The following is a 20,240-nucleotide window of genomic DNA, read 5'->3' on the forward strand; positions in this document are numbered from 1 at the left end:
CTTATTGCAGCTCCTCACGGATCCGTTTGGCCGCGCTTTGCAACAGCTTATAGGCCTCATAGCGGTTAGCGTGCAACGGGTGGAAATCCGCATTCGGTTGATATTGGCTATCCAACTCGGAAAACTGCGCCATCGCCTGCTCCACCGAGGCGGCAACCTTCCCCGCCACAGCACCCAGGATAGCCGACCCCAGCAATACCGGTTCTTCTGCCTTGGTTGTCAGCACGGCGCAACCACAGCTATCCGCCAGCAACTGCCGCACCAACGGATGACGGCCAGCCCCGCCGCTGATCACGATCTGCTCAACGATGACGCCCATCTGAGACTGGGCATCGAGGATTTGCCTGAGTCCATAGCCAATCCCGCAAATGCCAGCAACATACAGGGCCACCAGATTATCGAGATTGCTTTCCATACCCAACCCGGCAACCACAGCACGGGAATGGGGATCGGCAAAGGGGGCGCGGTTGCCAAGGAACTCGGGAACCACATGCAGGCCATTGGCGAGTTTTGCCGCTTCCGACGCAGAAACCATTTTGGTCAGCGCCAAATCGGCCAGCAAGGTTGGCAGTGAAATCCCCAATGCCTTAGCCTGCTCCGTTGCCTCTGGTGCCGCGGGGTGGAACGAAACCAACTGCTTGATCGCCGCCCCCGCCGCGCTCTGCCCACCTTCATTCAACCAATATCCCGGCACCATTGCAGAGTAATATGGCCCCCAAACGCCTGGAACAAAGGCCGGGTTTTGCGTGGTGGTCATCGTGCAGGACGACGTGCCAAACACGTAAGCCAGGTTATTGGTGACGCCACCGCCGACACCGACGGTACCAATCCCGCCAGCATGGGCATCAATCAAGCCCACGGCGACGGGCGTCCCCGCTACTAATCCCATTTCTTTGGCGGCATCTGTCGTCAAGCCTTCGCCACAAGGCGTACCGGGCTCTTGGATGCGATCCCCAATGCGGAGGAACGCTTCGTCTGCCAACTCTTCAAGGCCGATGGTACGGAAATAGTCCGGATCCCAACGTTTCTCATGGGCCAGATAGGTCCATTTGCAGGTCACCGTACAGACGGAGCGAGCCAAGTCCCCAGTGGCACGCCAGGTCAGGAAATCGGCCAGATCGAAGAACTGCCAGGCGCTATCGTAGACCGTACGACGGTTCTCCTTCAGCCAAAGCAGCTTGGGCGTTTCCATTTCTGGGGAGATTTTACCGCCAACGTAGTTGAGCACCGGATGTCCGGTGGCGTTGATCCGCTCGGCCTGCTCCGTGGCCCGATGGTCCATCCACACAATAATGTTGCGGTCGGGATCTTCAGATGGCCCTACTGCCAGGGGGTTGCCGTCTGCATCGAGTACCACCAGGGAACAGGTGGCATCAAAGCCGATGCCTGCCACATTGTCTGGGGCAATACCGGATGCGGCAACCGCCTGCTTGATGCTGGCACACACCGCTTGCCATATCTCACGGCTGGATTGTTCAACATAATTTTCCGGACCGCGGAACAGGGTGATCTCTTGGCTGGCATGCGCCAACATGGTACCCGAGAGATCAAAAACCCCTGCCCGTGCGCTGCCTGAACCCACATCGACACCAATAACGACCTGCTGTTGATTGTTCATCATTTTCACCTATCAGAGATCGACGCTATTTGGCAGGATCACCAGATCACGTACGGTGACATGCTTCGAGCGCGTTACCATAAACAATACCGCTTCGGCCACTTCCCTTGGCTGCATCAGGCTGCCGTTGGCCAGAGCCTCTTCCATCTTGGCTTTTGGCCAATCGTCCAACAGCGCGGTAACCACCGGCCCCGGCAACACGGCGCCAACCCGGACACCATATTGGGCCACCTGTCGGCGTGTGGAGTGCACAAATGCCTGAACGGCAAATTTTGAGGCGGTATAAATCGGTTCCCAGATCACCGGGACGACCCCGGCAATCGAACTGGTAAACAGAATATCGCCAGACTTTTGCTCGATCAGATGCGGCAGCACTGCCTGCACAGAACGGAACGCGGCGTTAATATTGAGATAAAGCACGCGATCCCAAACGTCCGGATCCCCTTCTGCCACCGGGCCGCCAATATAGGCGCCGGCATTGGCGTGAAAAATATCGAGTCGCCCGGCCGCCGCTAAAATACCGGGCAGCATGCCGGAAACCTGCTGCGGGTTGAGCAAATCGATGACCAGTGGACACGCGTTTTCGCCAAGTTCATCGGTCAGGCGTTGCAGCTTTTCCTGGTCACGGTCGATCAGCACCACTTTAGCCCCGGCCTGCAGGAAAATACGCGCGCACTCCAGGCCAATACCCGAGGCCGCGCCGGTGATCGCCGCGACCTTACCTTTGAGGGAGAAATTCAATTGGGTGAAATCTGTCATGGTTGGGTTCCTTTATTAAACAAGAGATTAAATCGTCACGACGAAGTAACCGCGTGTTAATTCATCGCGTTAAGAATTTGGCTGTCAATATTGCCCCTCACCCTAACCCTCTCCCAAAGGGAGAGGGAACCGAGCGTGCCACGGATTAGCTATCGAGCCTAACTTCAGCACCGAATTCGCAAGGGCTAAAACGTACCCCTTTTCCTGACCCAGCCTGATATTTGCAAGGGTTGGAAACGCACTTCCGCACCTGACCTCAACGCCGTGCCAGCCCCCTCTCCCTGTGGGAGAGGGTTGGGGTGAGGGGACGTTTACGCACCCTGTCACACCCTTTGCTTACAGCGCTCAATCGATTGAGCATAATTGCTACTTTTTATTTTTACTGTCAAGATATAGAAAATTGGGGAGCGAAATTTGTGACTGGGTTCAAAGCAAAAAAAACGACGATTTACGATCTGGCCGAACTGGCCGGAGCCTCCTCAAGTGCGGTCAGCGCCGTGCTCAATGGCAGTTGGAAAAAGCGCCGCATTGGCGCCCAACTGGCAGATAAAATCCTGCGCCTGGCCGAAGAACAAGGCTATACCGTCAATCAGCAGGCCAGCCTGCTGCGCCGCCGCAAATCAACCATGATCGGCATGATCGTCCCCAAGTATGACAACCGTTATTTCGGTTCGATCGTCGAGCTATTCGAATCGATGGCCCGTGAACGCGGCCTGTTCCCGGTGATTACCTGCACCAGCCGCGATCCTGAACTGGAAATCGAAGCGGCGCGCACCATGCTTTCCTATCAGGTTGACTGGATCATCTCCACCGGTGCCACCGCCCCCGACAATATCACCGAGATCTGCGCTGCTTCCGGTATTTCAACGCTGAATCTCGATCTGCCAGGCACCCTCGCCCCTTCGGTGATCACCGATAACTATGCCGGGGCTAAAGAGCTGACGTTACGAATTCTGGCCAACTGTGAAAAACGGCTGGGCTACCTCAAGCCACTGATCTTTGTTGGCGGGCGCGGGGTTGACCATAACACCACGGAACGCCTGCGCGGCTTCAGAGATGCCCACCGGCAGTTAGGCGTTGAGGTCATCGAAGAGAACCTGTTGGCCTGCGGCTATTCCCCAGACAAGGCCGAACTGGCGATGAAGACCTTTATGGCTCAAGGCGGCGATCTGCAAACCGGGCTATTCGTCAACTCGACGATCTCGCTCGAAGGCGTGATGCGCTGGTTGGTGGCGTCTGGCTATCGCGGTGATAAGCAGCCAGTGATGGGCTGCTTTGACTGGGACCCTTTCGTACTGCTGTTAGGCCATGACATCGTGATGGTGAAGCAGGACGTCAACAAGATGTTGCAGGCGGCGTTTGCGCTGATCGATGCCAACTCCCAAGAAAAGCAACTGATTGAAATACCGCCGATCTTCCCAGAGATGATTTGAGGTAACTGCAGTCCACAGCAAAATGCACGGTAAGGGAGTCGGGATTAATAATCTTTTTTTCTGAATATAACAGGCGATGTAAGCAGGCAATCAGAAGTAAACCATTGTCCCCAAACATTATGATTAACGGATTTCTGATAACTCGGGTTCCAGCAAAAGACTCATATCAAAACCCGTTATCCGAAAACCAACCTCTTTATATAACTTTAAAGCCCTTTGATTATCCGGGGACACTCTTAGTTCTACCTCATACACGCCCTGGCCAGTCAGCTCATTCAGAAACGCACGGATAAAATCCCTGCCCATCCCCTTACCCTGAAACTCTGGGATAAGCATTATATCTGACAAAAAAACTGAGTTATCCTCCAAGCTGAACCACTGATATCCCACAGCCTGAGCGTCATGTTCATAAGTTCTAAAATGGTTATTTTGAGTGTTGATACCCGCCGGCAAGGCTGTTTTAAATGATTTCGACGCTTCTTCCTGGGCTTTTTTACGGCTGTACCGATGATTTGTCATCAGGTCTTCAATATAGTCATTTAAAGAGAGGTCCGCCCAGAGGTCAAACTCGTCGCAATGCATGGGCCTATAAATTGATTTGGGAATTTTTGACTGTTTTGTTTTCAATCTACTGTCTCACACTTAATAGTAACGTAACGCATGCTGAGTACTACCCTACCGAATTAGCCATCGATTCAACATAAGTCTGGTGCGGCGAATAACTTGCCGATTAACTCCGCATACACTTGGATTTCTTGATCCGGTACATGGTGGAGTCCCCTTCTGCCAGCAAGGTTTCCAGGCTATGGGGCGTGGCGGGATCAAACTCGACGATGCCATACGAGAACGCCAGTTGGTAAGGGGTGATCTGCGAGGCATTATGTTCATCCACGTAGCGTTGCAGGGCTAAAATCCCCTGTTCGGCTTCGCTTTTGCTACGGCTGCCCATCAGCGCGACAAACTCGTCACCGCCCAAACGGGCTATCACGTCAAAATAGCCAAACACCCGTTTCATCAGCTCGGAAAAATAGATTAACGCCCGGTCACCTTCCCCATGGCCGAAAGTGTCGTTAATCAATTTGAATTTATCGAGGTCGATAAATATCAGGCTGGCCTTAACCCCTTTCATCTGACAATGTTGCAGCATATGACCTGCCAGGGAGATAAAGCCACGGCGATTGGATATTTGCGTCAGTTCGTCAGAAGTTGATGCCTGAAAGGCACGTAGCTCATCTTCGACCATCGAGGCCAGATCGCGCAGCGCCACCGCATCTTCGGCATCAAACTGCCGGGGTTTATCGTCGATCAGGCACAGGGTCCCCATCTTCAGATCGCCGGAGTAGCTCAGTGGACAACCGGCGTAGAAACGGATGTGTGGCGAGTCTTTGACCAGAGGATTATCCGCAAAGCGATCGTCCTGCAGCGTATCGGGAATGAACAAAATATCGTTACCCAGAATGGCGTGACCACACAACGAAATATCTCTTGGCGTTTCCGTAGCCGCTCCCAGCCCACAGTTGGACTTGAACCATTGGCGGTTTTCGTCGACCAGACTCACCAAGGCAATGGGGACACCGAACAGCCGGCGGGCCATGCGTGTCACCCGATCGAAGCGCTCTTCTGGCAGAGTGTCCAACAGATGCAGGGAACGCAGAGCCTTCAATCGCTGTACTTCATTCGCAGGTATCTCTGGCGTTTTCATCGCTACATCCACTCCAATTAAACTCAAGGTCTTTCTCGGGAAAGCAAGACAGCTAGTTGCAGGATAATATCGTTCGCCACCGCTGGCAATCCGATGCACAAAACAGATGCCACTTTGCCCCTGTTTTCAGACGTTTGATTAGGCTATCGCCACCTAAACTAGCCGTTTAGGCTTAAAAGCAAGGCATCCGGTGTGGCAAAACCCTTTTTACGCAGTGGCAATCTAGATGACGTTCTTACATTGGGCGAAAATGGACAACCTGTTTATGCGTTGGCGTCGCAGTTGCGTGAGGCGTTGCGCCTTCAGCAACAGTCAGCCGTAGCGGATTGCCTGGCGATCCCGATCCCCAACGCGCAAGGCGACCGCATTGACTGGTATGCGCCCATTGCTGGACGGGCGATCTCCTGGCCGGCGGCTGATGACGAAGCCCGAGCGGCTGCCTTGCCGCTGTTGGAACATTTTCAGACCACCGCAGAAGCCATCAGTCTACGCGCTCGCCACAGCGGTAAAGCCAACCTGCAAATGTTTGCGACGCTGCTCAGCAAGGCCATGCAGTTCCCGGATCAGAACGCCGTTTTCCTGGTGGATGGCAAACCGGTGATCACCTTCTGGGGCTGCGTGAAAGCCGATGGCAAGATCAGCAACGCGCCTTTGGATTGCCTGCGCCCGAAAGATCGCCCTGCGCCCCCCATCGCCCCGCCAATTATTGAACCCATTGCTGAGCCCATTGCTGAACCGCAGCCGCCCGCACCTCTGCCAACCACGGCGGATGACAAGCCTCACCATGCCTGGTGGCTGCTGCTACTGCCTGCTGTTTTCATTCTGGCCGCCGCGATTTGGTTGTTGCTCCCTAAACCAACCCCTCAGCCAGCCATAAAAACGGTTGAGCCAGCCAAGGTACAACCCAAGCCGGTTGTTACTGCGGCCGCTCTACAGTTGCCATTAGGCTATGCGGAGGTGCTTCCTCCGCCGGTCCTCACGCCGGTAGTGGTCGATAAACTGGCGCTGACGTTACCCGCCGAAGCGGTAAAGGTCGGTTCTACCGCTTTCCTCAACGGCAAATGGCGCGTCACCTTGGCGATCAAGGATCCGCTTACCGGCAAACCGCCGAGCCTGCTATATCAGTTTAGCCGTGGCAAGGGCACCGCCAGGATCGTACAGGGTGACAAAGTCACCTGCCGGGTCGAGGTCAACGCCGGCCTGATGCAGTCCGGCAATCTGGTGATCAACAGCCGTACCAAGGCCCGTTGCAGCGACGGTTCCCGTTATCAAATGCCGGAACTGGTGTGTAAGCAAGGTGAAGCTGGCGCCGCCGCAGAATGCAGCGGGCGTTATGGCAACAACGAAACGGTATTCCCTATGACGATCAAGCGCGAGAGTAAATAATGTTGGCGACCCCCATCGCATATCCGCAGCGCGTTACGCTGATACCCAACAGCGGGATCCAATTTCTGGACTTCTCCCTTACGCCGGTGTTGGACGCCGAGCGACCGGGCAAATTTGTCCGTCAGACTGCCAACGGCCCACTGCTGCGGCTGAACTATCATCAGGCCAAAGATCGCTATTTCCTGCCGGTGGCCCCCGGCGAACCGGCCGAAATGGTACGTCCGGAATTCAGCTTTCCTCTGGAACAATCATTGCGGCTGCTAGATCGCGTTTGGTTACCGCTGCCGTTCTTGCGCTTCAACCCGCCAAACAGTTTTCTCAGCGGGCCGGACAACTGGGCGCGTATGCAAATCAGACGGTTGGAGCAGCCGGACCGGCAGGGCCATACGCTGCGCATCACGTTGGCATTTGACACCCAAACCTATCCAGCAGGGCATGAAAACCAACAGTTGGCGCCTAATCAGCAGGACATCGCCACTGGCCTAAGCTTTGCGCTAGCACACCATAGCCAGGATCTGGGTGATTTCCTGGATGCCACCTGGGTTGATGGCTGGCTACGTGAGGTCTTTACCCAACAGGCCATCGCCCTGGAACAACGCCCGGAACGCAATATCAACGCTTCGCTGCGTGAATTTGAATATCAGGCGCACTACCTGAACCTGCTGGAGCTGCTGGCCAGCCAGTTAAACGTACCTAATATCACCCTAGGCCGCGATGTGCAGCAACCCGCAGTGAATGTGGATTTGATCCTCGATGTCGGCAACTCTCATACCTGCGGCATCCTGGTAGAAGATCACCCGGCGGAACGCAACGGCTTGAAACACAGCTATGAACTGCAACTGCGCGATCTCAGCGAACCGCATTATCTACACCAAGGCCTGTTTTCCAGCCGCACGGAGTTCGCCCCCGCCAACTTTGGCAAGGCGAATTACTCGTTTGAAAGTGGCCGCGACGATGCGTTTCTCTGGCCTTCCCTGACCCGAGTCGGCCATGAAGCCTGCCGCTTGGCTCAGCAGCGACAAGGCGATACGGCATCAACCGGCCTGTCCAGCCCACGGCGCTATCTGTGGGATGAGGAGAGTTACGGCCCTGGCTGGCGCTTCAACCGTACGGCAGAGCACTGCCTGCAGGAGCCGCCTGCTATCGCGACGCCATTGGCTCAGTTGATCAATGACCAAGGCCAGCCGTTATCCAGCCTGCCACCGGAAGAACGCCTGCCGGTTTTCACCCCAAACTACAGCCGCAGTTCGCTGATGGCCTTGATGTTGAGCGAACTGTTGGCCCAGGCGCTGATGCAGATCAACAGCGTGGCCCAGCGGCTCTCTTTGCGTGACGGCGCAGCACCTCGCCGTTTGCGTAATATCATACTGACCCTGCCTTCCGCCATGCCGGTACCGGAACGTGAAATCTTCCGTCAGCGGATGCATGAGGCGATCGCGCTAGTGTGGCAAGGCATGGGTTGGCATTCGGCAGATGAAGACTTGAACGGCATAGCCAGTTCGGTGCCGGTCCCCGCCGTGCAGATGGAGTGGGATGAGGCCACCTGCGGCCAGATGGTCTATCTGTATAACGAAATCCAGGTCAACTTCGCGGGTCAGGCTGAGGCGTTCTTTAGCGCCATGGCACGTCCGGACTCCGCTGAACCGGGGAAAACGCTGCGTATTGCTTCGGTGGATATCGGCGGCGGCACCACCGATTTGGCGATCACCCAGTACCGTCTGGAAGAGACGGCTGGCAATAACGTCAAGGTGACCCCGCATCTGTTATTCCGCGAAGGGTTCAAGGTGGCGGGCGATGACATTCTGCTGGAAGTGATCCGCCTGTATCTGCTGCCCGCCCTACAGGCCGAGTTCAAACGCGTCGGCGTGGCGGAACCGACAGCCCTGATGGCAGAACTGTTTGGCCAGGACGAGAGCCCAGTGCTACAGCAACAAGTGACACTGCAACTTTTCATCCCGCTCGCTCAAGCGATCCTGGAACGTTATGAAAGCTTCACCCCGGTGCAGACTCGCAGCGAGATCGACGCCGTGCTGGGCGAACTGTTAACGCAAAGGCCTACCGATAACGTATTGAAATATATCAATGCTGCGGTACAACGCGGTTTACCGGCAGAAGCGGAACTTTTCGATGTTTTGCAGACGCCGCTCATTCTACGGCTGAGCCACTTGCATGGTGAATTCCTGGCACCGCGCATGGCGCTTACCCGCAATCTGCGGTTGTTGACCGAGGTGATCGCCCTGCACAACTGCGACGTGCTGCTGCTCACTGGCCGCCCTTCCCGTTTCCCCGGCATTCAGGCCCTGTTCCGGCAGCTACAGCCGGTGCCGATCAACCGCATCGTTTCGCTGGATGGTTATCACACCAGCGGCTGGTATCCTTTCAGCCAGCAAGGGCGGATCGATAATCCCAAATCCACTGCGGCGGTCGGTGCCATGCTGTGCCTGTTAGCGCTGGAATTGCGTTTACCAGGCGTTTACTTTAAGGCGGCCGATTTCCGCCCTTATTCAACCGTGCGTTATCTGGGCCGCCTGGATGCGGATAACCGCTTGCCTGCCAATCAGGTTTTCTATGCCGAGCTCGATCTGGATACACCGGATGGCGGTTTGGACAGCAACGTCAGCTTTGCCCTCAACGGTGCGTTGTGCCTGGGATTCCGCCAGTTAGATAACGAACACTGGCCCGCCGCCCCGCTGTTTACCCTGACGATTATCGATCCGCAGCTGGCGCGTAACCTGGCTGGCGATAACCTGTTACGGGTTAAAATTGCTCCGCAGCCGGACTTTCCCGCTCGCTGGAGCATCACTAGCGCCGAACTGGAAGACGGTAGCCCGGTGCCCACCGAACATCTGCAACTCAAATTGAATACGCTGATCGACAGTGCCACCGGGGCTACCCACTATTGGATCGACAGCGGGAGCGTTTTTGCATGAAGTCAGCCATTTCCCCAATCTCCCCGCTTAGCCAGCGCTGGCCGTTATTAAATCAAGGTATCGCTCAGGCGCTGGCCTGGGCGGATAATACCCGCCTACAGACGCCCCGTTTCGCACTGGAAGCGCCTACCTTGATGCTTAATCTACGCCGTTGCCGCATCCGGCTTCAACGGCTGGCGGTTGCTGCTACTCAACGCGGAGCACTGGGCTTTTATGGCCGTTCGCAAGCGGCAAAACATCATCTTATCGCCTCGCTAGCTACGGCCGAGCCAGACTGCCTGGCGACTACCTTCGCCGGTAAAACGCTGGATTACCTGACGCATATCCGTCCGGGGCACTCCGCCGTAGGGATAGCGATCCGCTTTAGCCACTCCGTACCTCAACAAGATCCTGATTATCCGGTGCAGCTTCAGTTGCTGACGTCGGTAGAGTTAGTGTGGATGTTGGCGCGTAGCAGCCATACGCAACAGACAATAGAAAAAACAGAGGTCGAAGAGCTCATCGCCTCTTTGACAAAACGTTGCCAACCTCAGGCAGTGCCAGGTATCGGTGCCGATGATATCGTTACCCTCTGGGATAGCTTGCGCAGCGACGACCCACAGTTACAACATCGTTGGGAAAGCGAATACTGGCCAAACGCCTTGGCTATCGCTCCCTATCTGTCCGTTGACGACCGGGCGCAGCTGTTTGCTCCGCTATGGGGGAAAGAACCGGCATTAACCGCATGTTATCGCCGTCTGGCTTACCGCTTGGATCAACTGGAGGGCGCATCAAGCGTACGAGCTCCGCTCAGCCTGCTGACGGATGAAAATCAGCAGCCCAGCTATGGCATCCTGATGCCAGCAAGCCTGGAAGAGACCGATGACAAGGTTCAGCTCAAACTCGATAACGGTATGATGGCGATGCCCTCGGCAGACCTCAGATTATTGACCGCAGAGTTGTTGATCCCTTTACAGAGCCACCCGGCCCATAGCGGCTTTGCGTCAACCGATTATCTGGATCTACCTGCCTATAGGGCAGACGACGAGAGTCTGCAGCAGGCCAAGAGCCTCACGCTGCTGCAACGTTATAGCGACCAACAGGCCATGCAAGCCTTGATCGTCTGCCATACTGCGGCCTGCCGTGAAGAAGCCACAATGGTCGGCCAGGCGCTGGATCATTGGGTACAACAACATCAGGAAGCCGATAGCCGTGGCCATCCCGATTTGATCTGGGCATTTACCCCGTGCGATCGGCGTTCGTCGGCCCATTTTGACCACGCCGTCCAACGGTACGTTGGCCAACCCGGCGAGGTTTGGGGAACGCTACTGGCGATGAATGAAGATGAAGTCCGGCGTATGACCGACTACCTGCTCACGTCGGTGAATGTCGCAGCCCGCCATAACCGCCTGCAACAACGTTTCGATCGTTATGAGCAAGAGTTACGGCATAACCTGCTTGGCCGCTGGTCCAACGTGGCAACAGAGGATAAAGCGCCCCTCGCCAAGGCTACGGTAAAAGCGTTGCAGGGCCGCACCACACTGCATGGCGAACTGCTGGAACACCTGTTGCCAGACCGCAACGCCCTACTGCCACTCTTTTGCCAGCAGCAACAAGATCGCCCACATAACGACGATCCTTTGGCGATCGAGCTAGATCTGTTTGACGAGCAACCTGCAGCGGCATCACCGCTGGAGTCTGGTGCTAACGTGGTTTTGCAGGTGCAACAGCTATGGATCACCCAACTGCGTAATCTGGCCGATCATCGTGCGTTAATCGACCTGCTGGCGGTTGAAACAGCCACCTTGACCACGCTGGCCGATGAGTTGATCACCGCCAGTTTCCGGCTGGATATCTGGCAACGCTTAGGGAATGCCCTGGCCGAACCGGGACTCGTTGGCCACAGCAGGGAAAATCACGTCGAGCGGCAAATCGCCTGTACCTTGACGGTGCTGGGAGATTTTGTCGCCTGGCTTGGCTTCCAGCTGCGCCCGCAGGCGCAACGGCCAGAAAGCCGCATTAACCGCGGCCATAAGATCTTTACCAAACCCAGCCAGAGCGCCGAGCTACGCATGACCGCATTACCGGCGGAACCGATCAACAACACGGCGCTGTATATCTACGATTGGCTGGTGGGGTTATATCAATTAATCGCTGAGAATGCGGGCCACGGCAGTGCGCAAGCGCTGAGTGAACAGCAGCGTGAAAAGTTGGGGAGAATTATTCAGGGGATGGGTTAGTTCAGCAACCTCTCTCCCAACGGGGAGAGAGGCTATTCAATTAAAAACGGTCGATCTGCACAATCTCATCAACCGGCAGCTTACCAATGCGCGGATAAGGTTGGCCGATGCCCTTGCCAATCGCCACCATCAGCGCAATCTGGTAGTGCTCTGGCTTATTGATGATCTTGCCCACGGCGTCAAAATCAAAGCCGTCCATTGGGCAAGAGTCATAACCTTGAGCCTTGGCTGCCAGCATCAAAGTCTGAGCAAACAGGCCGCTGCTGCGCATTACTTCATCACGCTGTACCTGAGCCTTACCACGGTAATATTGGTCGACAGCGGGCAACATAAACTGTTGCACCGGTTCCGCCGCTTCACGCCAGATGTTTTTCACCTGGGATTCCCAACTGGACAGATCGCCACACAGCACAACCAGCATCGAGGCATCGGTCACCTGCGCCTGGTCCCAGGCCACCTCGCGGATATGCTCACGCTGGGCACGATCTTCGATCAGCAGCGGACGCCAATGTTGCAGGTTGAAAGCACTAGGGGTGTTTTGCAGGGCAATATTGAGCAGCGCCTTCTTCTCATCCAGCGTCATCACATGCTGGGTATCGAACTGTTTGGTCGCGCGGCGTTGCTCAATAGCGTCAAGTGTATGCATTACTTCATGTCCTTTGATTAAGTTAACCCGCTTATTGTCGCTTTTTCGCAGCCTCTGTCCACCGGGATTTGTGCTCCGTTTGGCTCAGGGCATCCCCTGCCGCCGTCAAGTAAAATAGCAACGTCTTTTTTCACATTTTTACCCTCCCCCCATCAGGCATAGATAAAAGCGTCAATAACATTCATTTTTATAATGAAACAATGGGCTGATATTTTAATTTTGAATAACAGAAACTACTACGCATGCATTTTTATAGACAACCCCAGTTGTTTATAGTTAATCTGTATTACTGATGACAAGGGTGGGTCCCACTGTGCTAATCTTGGCAATATTGTTAAAAAAGCATGCTTAGTGTACACTTTTTCAAGCTTGGGCTTCCGCCCTAATAAAGGGAGTGACTCAGATGGACAAAGAGAAAGAAACACGGACTTTTTTCGGTCATCAATCCCCGGCCATGGCTGAATTGTCAGAACAAATTAGCCATAGTTTGAGTGAAAGCCCATTAGCGCCTGAAGAAAAAATGGCGCTAATGATGAAACGATGTATTTCGTTGTTTGGCATAATGAAAACCGACTCCGCTGAAATGAAAGTCTCAGATGGGCGTACACTCAAGCTTACGCTTGAAAAAATATCCTCACATTTTCATTGATATCGAATTTTACTGGTTTTATTACTAATGGAGTCAGTGATATGGAAATTGCTGAGAGCTTTTTAGATAAAGTGAATAACGAGTTAAAAGATGAGTTTGTGAGTCAGTTAGATCAACAACTCAGGCGTATCGTTAATGATAGCGTCATGGCTCCAGAGGAAGCATTATTAGTCATGATGGAATCAATATTTACACTGTTTGCTGAAACAGAGGGCCATTACGCTGAGATGAAGTTCTCTGATGGTAATGGCGTTCACCACAAATTCACGTTGGAAATTAAAGTTCCGACAGGGTTGTAATAAAGTGATCTCTACTTATATAAGGAAATACTATGTCTAGCCTGATTTATGTGAGTCTTAAAGGAAAAAAACAAGGTTTGATTTCCGCCGGATGTTCATCATTCGACTCTATTGGTAACAGAACCCAGACAGGTCATGAAGACCAAGCACAAGTATTAGAGTTAGATCATAGTATCACGCGTGAGCAGAACGTACAGCATCATCCTATTCACTTTATTAAACCTATTGATAAGTCCTCGCCCCTGTTAGCGATGGCAATTTCTGACAATGAGCTTATAGAAGCGATATTTTATTTTTACAGAATAAATACGACAGGACAGTTAGAGCTTTACTACGAAATTAAACTGACGGAAGCCAGCATTGTCGATATTACATGTATCTATCCGCATTCCATAAATGATAATGATATGATGCCGCATGAGAAGATCGTCCTTAAATATAAATCCATTTCCTGGAATCACCGGATGGCCGGTACGTCTGGTTATAGCATTTGGGATGATAGGGTCTTTTAAGCGTTAACGGCATAAACCGTGTCTATAACATAATCGTATAGGCTGTATGATAAGACAGGGGGCAGTGAATCTCTTATTGATACAGCCATTTTCCCGCTTTTGCGGATTCTATGAACATATTGACCGTGAGTGGTTTGTATACTCTTCGTTGTAGCTTCTTCCACCACAACCATACAGGCCATTCCGGTTCAAAGTATTCATCCAAATCAAAGTTATCATGCGATATCTTGTAACGTGTGAACAGGTCAACGAGCATTTCCTCTAACTCTTCCTGAACAAAATTAAAGTGCTCTTGAAAAGTCCATTCTTTAAGGACGGGCTTTTTATGCAGACTATATTTTTCAGTGAGGTATGTTAGGATTTCGTTTTCATCGACCATTAGAAAGGCGTCCATTCAATACGGTGTTCAGGTCGTGCAATCAGATTGTATTTATTCCGTGTTTCTTTAGCTATGATGCTAAAAACGATCATCGCCTGTGCGTAACCCACATAGGGGGCATATCGCCCTACGGCTGTCCCGATCTTGCTGGTCATACGGGTTTTCATAAAACCGACAGGCGTTTCTACTTGTCCAGCAAAACGCATATCTTTAAAGATCCTTCGAGAGGCTATAGAGGCTATGCTTGTCCCCCAGGTTGATTTCCCTAACCCTTTTTGTTTTGGTATCAGAGGCCAGCCAATGATGATCATCGCCGCGCTTTCTATGGTAAGCCCTTCATGCTTGGCAAACTCTTCTACAAAAATTATCCAAAACAATTCTTGAGCGGTGACATTGTCTATTCCGTGATAGTAATACGTGCCATTGAGTTCTTCGGTAGTATCCATTCTACCCATTCTCCACATCAAGTAATGGTTATCATCATACCACTTTCAACAATGAGTTTAAAACTGGTGCGCACTGGCATTCTGCTGGCGTTCCCAACGCATCAACAAGCGGTTGCTTACCTTAGGCAGCGGGTTGATTGTGGTCGCTGAAGTGCTGTTGCGCGTTGGCTTCTTCAATATCCAATAACCGCAGACTTCCCTAGTCACATGGGGGGCGCCAGAAGCCCCCCATGAATTACTTCATCGTTTTGGCATCGTTATTGGCATATACCTGATGGCGTTTGTGCATTTCCAGCGCGTCATTGTAGTTGTTATACAAGGTCTGATAGCGTTCCGCACAGTAAACGACCAGCAACGGCAACAATGCACAAAGGTATAGCGGGATAAATTGCGCAGTGTTCTGCAATGCCGCAAACACCAGGCAGATCGCAATAGCCCACAGCTGCGAAGCCAGCAGCCAGAGCAGACCACGTTGCCAACGCGTCAGCTTGCCGGTGAACGCCCAGGGAGCAGCAGGCACAGAGTGGGCGTCCAGCGTGCCATTGAGTAACTCCCCAAACAGCACATAACGTCGTGTCCGGCTGGCAAACGCCAGCATAAACAGCGTCACCGCCCCCACCAGGATCATAAACGCGACGATAAAAGCAGGATCGGCATAGCCGGGAACCAGGCTAAATGCGGGCTTACGGGCAATCGGCAAGACCAGGGCGAAATTGGTTAGCAGATTCAATAGCAAATCTTCGGCCACCAATCTTGGCAAACGCCGCTGCCGAGGGCGATAGCTTTCGGGCTCACTGTAGGACTTCAAGGCCAGCAGGATATTGAACGGCGCTGATTTGCCTAACTGAACCACCATCAAGGCTGGCAGCACCAAGACACCAAGCAGCACAATCAAGGGATAATGCCAGTCTGGGCCGCACAGCCATATCAGTCCGCTCAGTGCCGCCGCCAGGCACAGTATGACCAAAGAAGCCCAGCCAGGCTGGTACAGCAATTTCGCCATCCCTGCTGTTTTACGCTCTTTATACTGGCCCGCGACCGCTTGCGGGTTTTTAAACACCCTCAAGGTCAATACGCTATACGCCCAGTAACCTTGACCATCGCGCATCATGCTCCAGACAATCGACAGACAGATCGCCCCCAATCCGGCAATCATCTCCGGCAGAGTAATGTCAATGACGTTGCGGATCAATGACGAGGTCAGAATAGCGGAGACCAATACCACGGGGATCACGGCTCCTCGCATGTATCTTTGGCTGAAAGTAGTCAATGTTGGCATCATATCGCCCTTACCCCGCATGCTTAACGCTGCTGCCAACGATATGGTAATAGTGTTGGATATGGTAATCCTCGTCAGCCCCGTAGTGCTCCGCCAACAGGTGGCTGAGGATTTTCTTGTTGCTGATCTCCAGGTAGCGGCGATATCCCATCAGGGCCCACCGATCCATACTTTCACGCCAGCGCACGGTATGAATAAGGTGCAACGCCAGGTTTTCCTTGATCTTCGCCACGTCGTATTCCGCTTTGCCACTGCTGTTCATGATCAGCGGGCAAACCGGCGCAGAGAATGGCAGGTCGGCCAATGCCTGGCGCATCTGTGCCACCCCATCATGCATCAACGGTGTGTGCCAGGCGCCATTGACGCCCAACTTGATGGTATTTACCCCGTGGCGCGCCAGATGATTAACCAGGATTTTAACTGCGGTCAGTTCCCCTCCTACCACTTGCTGTTGATGCCCGTTGTCACAGCACACGTTGAGTACGGTTCCCAACCCAAGATTGTCGATCTGCTCGCGCAGCGCATCATGGCTGTAGGGTTTGACCACATACATCGCCCCTTTGCGCTGTTCGGCCAGGTTTTGCATGATGGTCGCGCGCAGCGTGATCGCGCGGAACAGCGTTTCCAGATCCATCACCCCGGCGGCATACAGCGCGGTGTATTCACCTGCGCTATGCCCGGCATAACCGGTTTCCAACACGGGAGTCCGTTCGCGTAACAACGTCAGCATGGCGGCGTTAACGGTGGTGACGGCCAACTGCTGATAAAGGGTTTTGGTCAGGCGTGTCATCGGCCCTTTCTGGCACAGTTTGCGTACATCCAGCCCGGAAACATCGCTGGCACAATCCCACACCGCCCTGGTGCCCGGTGAAACATCACAGACATCGCTGCCCATGCCGATCGCCGGGGATCCTTGTCCTGGGAAAATCATCATCCAACCGTCCGCGACGTTCGTTGCGGACGGTGTATTACCAATTGATTCGCATACCTGCATAGATATTTCCTTTTTCTCCGAAGGTGCCAAATTCACTCTCTTTACTGCCGAAGCTGGCGGCAACGCCGGTGTAAGCCTCAATGTTGTTTTTGAGTGGCGTGCTCAGGTGCAGATTCAGCACGTTGCTGCCATCCACCAGGTTGACCATGCCGGAGACCGACCAGTCGATACTGCCGACCTGCTCTTTATTGGTGCGCGTATAGAGGGTGAGGTAGTGTTTGCCGAGCAGGTCGCCGCCGCGCCCGACGTTATCGGTTTCTGCCGCCATCATGCGGGAGTACTGCTGATAGCCGTTACGGATATCCGCCATGAACGATGGCGGTAGCGGTGGCAATGACTGCCCGTAACCCCCATTAACGAAGCGAATGGTGTCGACGTTGTCCTGCCACTCACTGCGGCTGTAGCCCTGGCTCTGACCATAATATTCCGCGCCGTATTCGCTTTGGTCGCCAGTGGTGTAACGCAGGCCAACGCCGATATCCGCTTGCACTCCATTGGCGCGCATTTTGTACGGCTCCTGCACATTGGCAAGTTGGCGCATGGCACGTGCGCAAGCCATGTCCAGATGGCGCCAGGTCTGCCCATGGGAAATCGCCCCCTCAACGCTGAGGATCAGCATATCCGTCAGGTTGCCACTAGTACCTAACGCCACGGTTTTCCGATCGCCAGCCAGTAGCGAAAAAGTCGGGTTGAACGCCTTCAGCCCGGTCGCAGTGTAACTGGCATAGTATCTGTCGGTACTGTTGGTACGCAGGATCGCGTCCCATTCCGAAGCGGCTTCCTGACGCTGGTTGTTGCGCTTGAGGCGCGGAAAGGCCGCTAACGTGAAGGTCCCTTCGTTGCGGTACCATGAGCTGCTGATGCCATACGCCCCTTCATCGTAGAAGTTGTGCCCGCGATCCCCCAGGCCAAACACTCGCACGCTACGCATATTGCTGCTGATATTGCGCAGCAGGTCTAGCGGCGCAACCGAGAACAGATAACCACTGGTTTTACGTACCTTACCGGCATCGATGTACCCACTGTCGCTGACCGCCCAACTGGCGGTAGCCTCGTTGAGTATGCCCAGCCCCTGGCGGCGTTGATCCTCCAGAACTCCCGGCTGACGTGCCTGGATAGCGTACTCACCACTGGCCTGCGTCTTGACGCTGAGGGTTTCGGTCAACGTGCAGCGCGCCACGCCGGAAAGGTACAGATTGGCAATAGCGTTGTTACGAAATGCCGGGTCGTCAAACTGCCATAATGAGTCCGAGGAATGGGACGATATCCCCTCCATGCCCGCGTAACCGCGCTGGATAAGACAGTCAACCGCCCAACCGCTGCTACTATAGGCACCCACCAGCAGCAGAACCCCGCTCATCGGGGATCGCCTGCTCGCCATCAACCGTTCAACCTCAGCAGATACTCTTTCTGAAAGTTGCTTTCCGGCAACGATTCCAACCGGATGTCGCTGTAACGCATGGTGGTGTAGTTATCCTTGCGCAGCGCGTCTTCCACCACGATGGTAGTTGGCCGCATCTGGCCCAACACCTGCTGATAATCGCGATAGTACGAACGCTTGATCGGCACACCGTCGGCGGAAAGGAAATCGGCCCGGCTAGGGAAACCGGTGTCTTTTTCCACCCAGTAACCGATCGCTGGATAAGTGACATAGGGCCAACGGCGCTGTAACGAAAGTTTGTAGCAGATCGTCTGGCCACAGGCCTCTTCACCCACCAGCCGGGAGATATAGGAGTAATCAAAGTCTGCGGCAACCACGTCACCGTTGGAGATCTGCCCCACCAGGCGTTGCTGGCGGGAAATGGGGATCGGGCGCCGCAGGTCTGGAGCGTAATACCACATTTTGTCCAGATCGGAGAGCAAGGCTTTGCCTTTGTCTCGTACCGGGGAGATAAAACGCACCAACGCACGCGCATCCCCTTTCTCTACCTGCTCCGAAGGCTTATAGAAGCGCATGGAAATATCCAGCACCTGCTGGTTCTCCGTGACATCACGCCCTCCCTTATGCTCCAGCAGTGTCAGCGTATAGCGGAAAGGCCGGTCGGGTGCCCTCACGCGATCGGCACGACGGATAATCTCACGGGCCTGCTGATCTTCCTGGGTCAGGCTATTCAGTTGATGACGATCCAACGGTTCTGCCGCCTGAGCCACAACCGACAGACCCAGTAAAATCAGGCATCCAGCTAATTGATATTTCATGGGAACGTTCCTTGTTTATGGGGCTATATATCCAGCATCATGCCAAGATCGGCAATAAGGGTGCTGCCACGTATCGCACTCGACTGGTCAGAGACCAGAAACGCAGTAATGTTGGCCACCTCTTCCGGCTCCACCTTCCAGCGGCGCGGTGCGTTATTCCAACGTTCGAACATTGCTGACCACAGTTCGTCCAGGTACGGCAACATATCGGTATTCACCACCCCGGCGCAGATGCCGTTGACCCGGATATTGCGGTCATACAGTTCCACCTCCAGGTAGCTCACCAGATTTTCCAGTGCCGATTTAGCGATGCCGAGCGGGTATTTTTCCAATACGCGCTGGCTACCTAGACTGGAAATCACGCAGATCGTACCGCCCTGAGGCATCATCGGTACCACTTCCTGTACGCAGGCGGTGTTGCCGATCAGGTTGGTATTGAGCAATAGCTTCCAGTCGCTGCGCGTCATGTCCATAAAGGCTTTGAACGGCGAGGCGGCGGCATTCAGCACCAGATGATCGATACGTTCGATCCCCTGCTGTCTGAGCTTTTTCACCATTTCACTTATATCGCGCGGTTCGGCGATATCCGCTTTGGCCAAGGTCACCTTCACGCGGGTTTCTGCTGCCACAAAGCGTTGCAGGTTGGCCGCACTTTTCCCCTGATCCTTGCGGTAGTTGAGGATCAGGTCATAGCCCTCTTGCGCCAGTTTTTCGGCGATCGCCATACCAATGCCACGGCCTGCGCCGGTAATGAGTACGGTTTGTCCCTTTGACATGTCTCTTCTCTCCC

At 54.0% G+C, this 20,240-nt stretch carries 19 protein-coding genes; 7 read left to right on the top strand and 12 right to left on the bottom strand.

The genetic code is table 11. The annotated features are described in order from the left end of the window. Window position 1 precedes the first annotated feature (1 nt). Window positions 2-1,618 (bottom strand): FGGY-family carbohydrate kinase, encoded by a 1,617-nt coding sequence (locus KGP21_RS14700; protein ID WP_223538528.1) that lies wholly within the window; start codon window positions 1,616-1,618, stop codon window positions 2-4. A 12-nt stretch (window positions 1,619-1,630) separates the two neighbouring features. Beyond that, window positions 1,631-2,377, bottom strand: coding sequence for an SDR family oxidoreductase (locus tag KGP21_RS14705; RefSeq protein WP_223535474.1), 747 nt, complete (start codon window positions 2,375-2,377; stop codon window positions 1,631-1,633). Window positions 2,378-2,793: 416 nt separating this feature from the next. Between KGP21_RS14705 and KGP21_RS14710 the strand changes: the two genes are divergently transcribed. Then, on the top strand, window positions 2,794-3,810 hold the full coding sequence (locus KGP21_RS14710; protein WP_059200838.1) for a LacI family DNA-binding transcriptional regulator: 1,017 nt from the start codon (window positions 2,794-2,796) through the stop codon (window positions 3,808-3,810). Between the two features lie 123 nt (window positions 3,811-3,933). On the opposite strand, the gene KGP21_RS14715 is transcribed toward KGP21_RS14710, so the two are convergent. Both KGP21_RS14715 and KGP21_RS14720 read right to left on the bottom strand, forming a co-directional pair. Further along, the gene (locus KGP21_RS14715; RefSeq protein WP_223535476.1) at window positions 3,934-4,437 is read right to left on the bottom strand and encodes a GNAT family N-acetyltransferase; all 504 of its coding nucleotides are present in this window, start codon (window positions 4,435-4,437) and stop codon (window positions 3,934-3,936) included. Window positions 4,438-4,540: 103 nt separating this feature from the next. Then, entirely contained in the window at window positions 4,541-5,512 is a 972-nt protein-coding gene (locus KGP21_RS14720; protein ID WP_059200840.1) for a sensor domain-containing diguanylate cyclase, read from the bottom strand. A gap of 192 nt (window positions 5,513-5,704) precedes the next feature. Here KGP21_RS14720 and KGP21_RS14725 point away from each other — a divergent pair, with 192 nt between their 5' ends. Genes KGP21_RS14725 through KGP21_RS14735 form a run of 3 tightly spaced genes read left to right on the top strand, consistent with a single transcriptional unit; the run spans window position 5,705 to window position 12,047 of the window. After that, a complete protein-coding gene (locus KGP21_RS14725) occupies window positions 5,705-6,898 on the top strand; it encodes an SrfA family protein (protein ID WP_223535478.1) in 1,194 nt (397 codons plus the stop codon). Further along, window positions 6,898-9,828: a virulence factor SrfB gene (locus KGP21_RS14730; protein ID WP_223535480.1), complete on the top strand. Its 2,931-nt coding sequence runs from the start codon at window positions 6,898-6,900 to the stop codon at window positions 9,826-9,828. The genes KGP21_RS14725 and KGP21_RS14730 overlap by 1 nt, the downstream gene beginning before the upstream one ends. Then, window positions 9,825-12,047 carry a virulence factor SrfC family protein gene (locus tag KGP21_RS14735; RefSeq protein ID WP_223535482.1) on the top strand — a complete coding sequence of 741 codons (2,223 nt, stop codon included), beginning with the start codon at window positions 9,825-9,827 and terminating at the stop codon, window positions 12,045-12,047. The genes KGP21_RS14730 and KGP21_RS14735 overlap by 4 nt, the downstream gene beginning before the upstream one ends. Window positions 12,048-12,087: 40 nt before the next feature. On the opposite strand, the gene KGP21_RS14740 is transcribed toward KGP21_RS14735, so the two are convergent. Next, window positions 12,088-12,693, bottom strand: coding sequence for a nitroreductase family protein (locus tag KGP21_RS14740; protein ID WP_223535484.1), 606 nt, complete (start codon window positions 12,691-12,693; stop codon window positions 12,088-12,090). Between the two features lie 403 nt (window positions 12,694-13,096). Between KGP21_RS14740 and KGP21_RS14745 the strand changes: the two genes are divergently transcribed. Genes KGP21_RS14745 through KGP21_RS14755 form a run of 3 tightly spaced genes read left to right on the top strand, consistent with a single transcriptional unit; the run spans window position 13,097 to window position 14,153 of the window. Then, a complete protein-coding gene (locus tag KGP21_RS14745) occupies window positions 13,097-13,342 on the top strand; it encodes a hypothetical protein (RefSeq protein WP_021806430.1) in 246 nt (81 codons plus the stop codon). Between the two features lie 41 nt (window positions 13,343-13,383). After that, complete coding sequence (locus tag KGP21_RS14750) at window positions 13,384-13,641, top strand: hypothetical protein (RefSeq protein ID WP_021806431.1); 258 nt, start codon at window positions 13,384-13,386, stop codon at window positions 13,639-13,641. 32 nt (window positions 13,642-13,673) lie between these two features. Next, on the top strand, window positions 13,674-14,153 hold the full coding sequence (locus KGP21_RS14755; RefSeq protein ID WP_021806432.1) for an Hcp family type VI secretion system effector: 480 nt from the start codon (window positions 13,674-13,676) through the stop codon (window positions 14,151-14,153). Between the two features lie 73 nt (window positions 14,154-14,226). On the opposite strand, the gene KGP21_RS14760 is transcribed toward KGP21_RS14755, so the two are convergent. From KGP21_RS14760 to KGP21_RS14790, 7 genes are all read right to left on the bottom strand, one after another. Then, window positions 14,227-14,532, bottom strand: a complete 306-nt coding sequence (locus KGP21_RS14760) for a DUF1493 family protein (protein WP_223499563.1) — start codon at window positions 14,530-14,532, stop codon at window positions 14,227-14,229. Further along, entirely contained in the window at window positions 14,532-14,978 is a 447-nt protein-coding gene (locus KGP21_RS14765) for an STM2901 family protein (RefSeq protein ID WP_181817521.1), read from the bottom strand. The genes KGP21_RS14760 and KGP21_RS14765 overlap by 1 nt, the downstream gene beginning before the upstream one ends. Before the next feature lie 235 nt (window positions 14,979-15,213). Further along, complete coding sequence (locus KGP21_RS14770; protein WP_223535486.1) at window positions 15,214-16,260, bottom strand: hypothetical protein; 1,047 nt, start codon at window positions 16,258-16,260, stop codon at window positions 15,214-15,216. 7 nt (window positions 16,261-16,267) lie between these two features. After that, a complete protein-coding gene (locus KGP21_RS14775) occupies window positions 16,268-17,191 on the bottom strand; it encodes an ACP S-malonyltransferase (protein ID WP_223535488.1) in 924 nt (307 codons plus the stop codon). 34 nt (window positions 17,192-17,225) lie between these two features. Further along, complete coding sequence (locus tag KGP21_RS14780) at window positions 17,226-18,611, bottom strand: hypothetical protein (protein ID WP_223535491.1); 1,386 nt, start codon at window positions 18,609-18,611, stop codon at window positions 17,226-17,228. A gap of 20 nt (window positions 18,612-18,631) precedes the next feature. After that, window positions 18,632-19,450 carry an outer membrane lipoprotein-sorting protein gene (locus KGP21_RS14785; RefSeq protein WP_179250379.1) on the bottom strand — a complete coding sequence of 273 codons (819 nt, stop codon included), beginning with the start codon at window positions 19,448-19,450 and terminating at the stop codon, window positions 18,632-18,634. Between the two features lie 23 nt (window positions 19,451-19,473). Next, the gene (locus tag KGP21_RS14790) at window positions 19,474-20,226 is read right to left on the bottom strand and encodes an SDR family oxidoreductase (protein WP_223535493.1); all 753 of its coding nucleotides are present in this window, start codon (window positions 20,224-20,226) and stop codon (window positions 19,474-19,476) included. Window positions 20,227-20,240: the final 14 nt, after the last annotated feature.

The organism is Serratia sp. JSRIV004 (genome assembly GCF_019968705.1).
Classification (GTDB): Bacteria; Pseudomonadota; Gammaproteobacteria; order Enterobacterales; family Enterobacteriaceae; genus Chania; species Chania fonticola_B.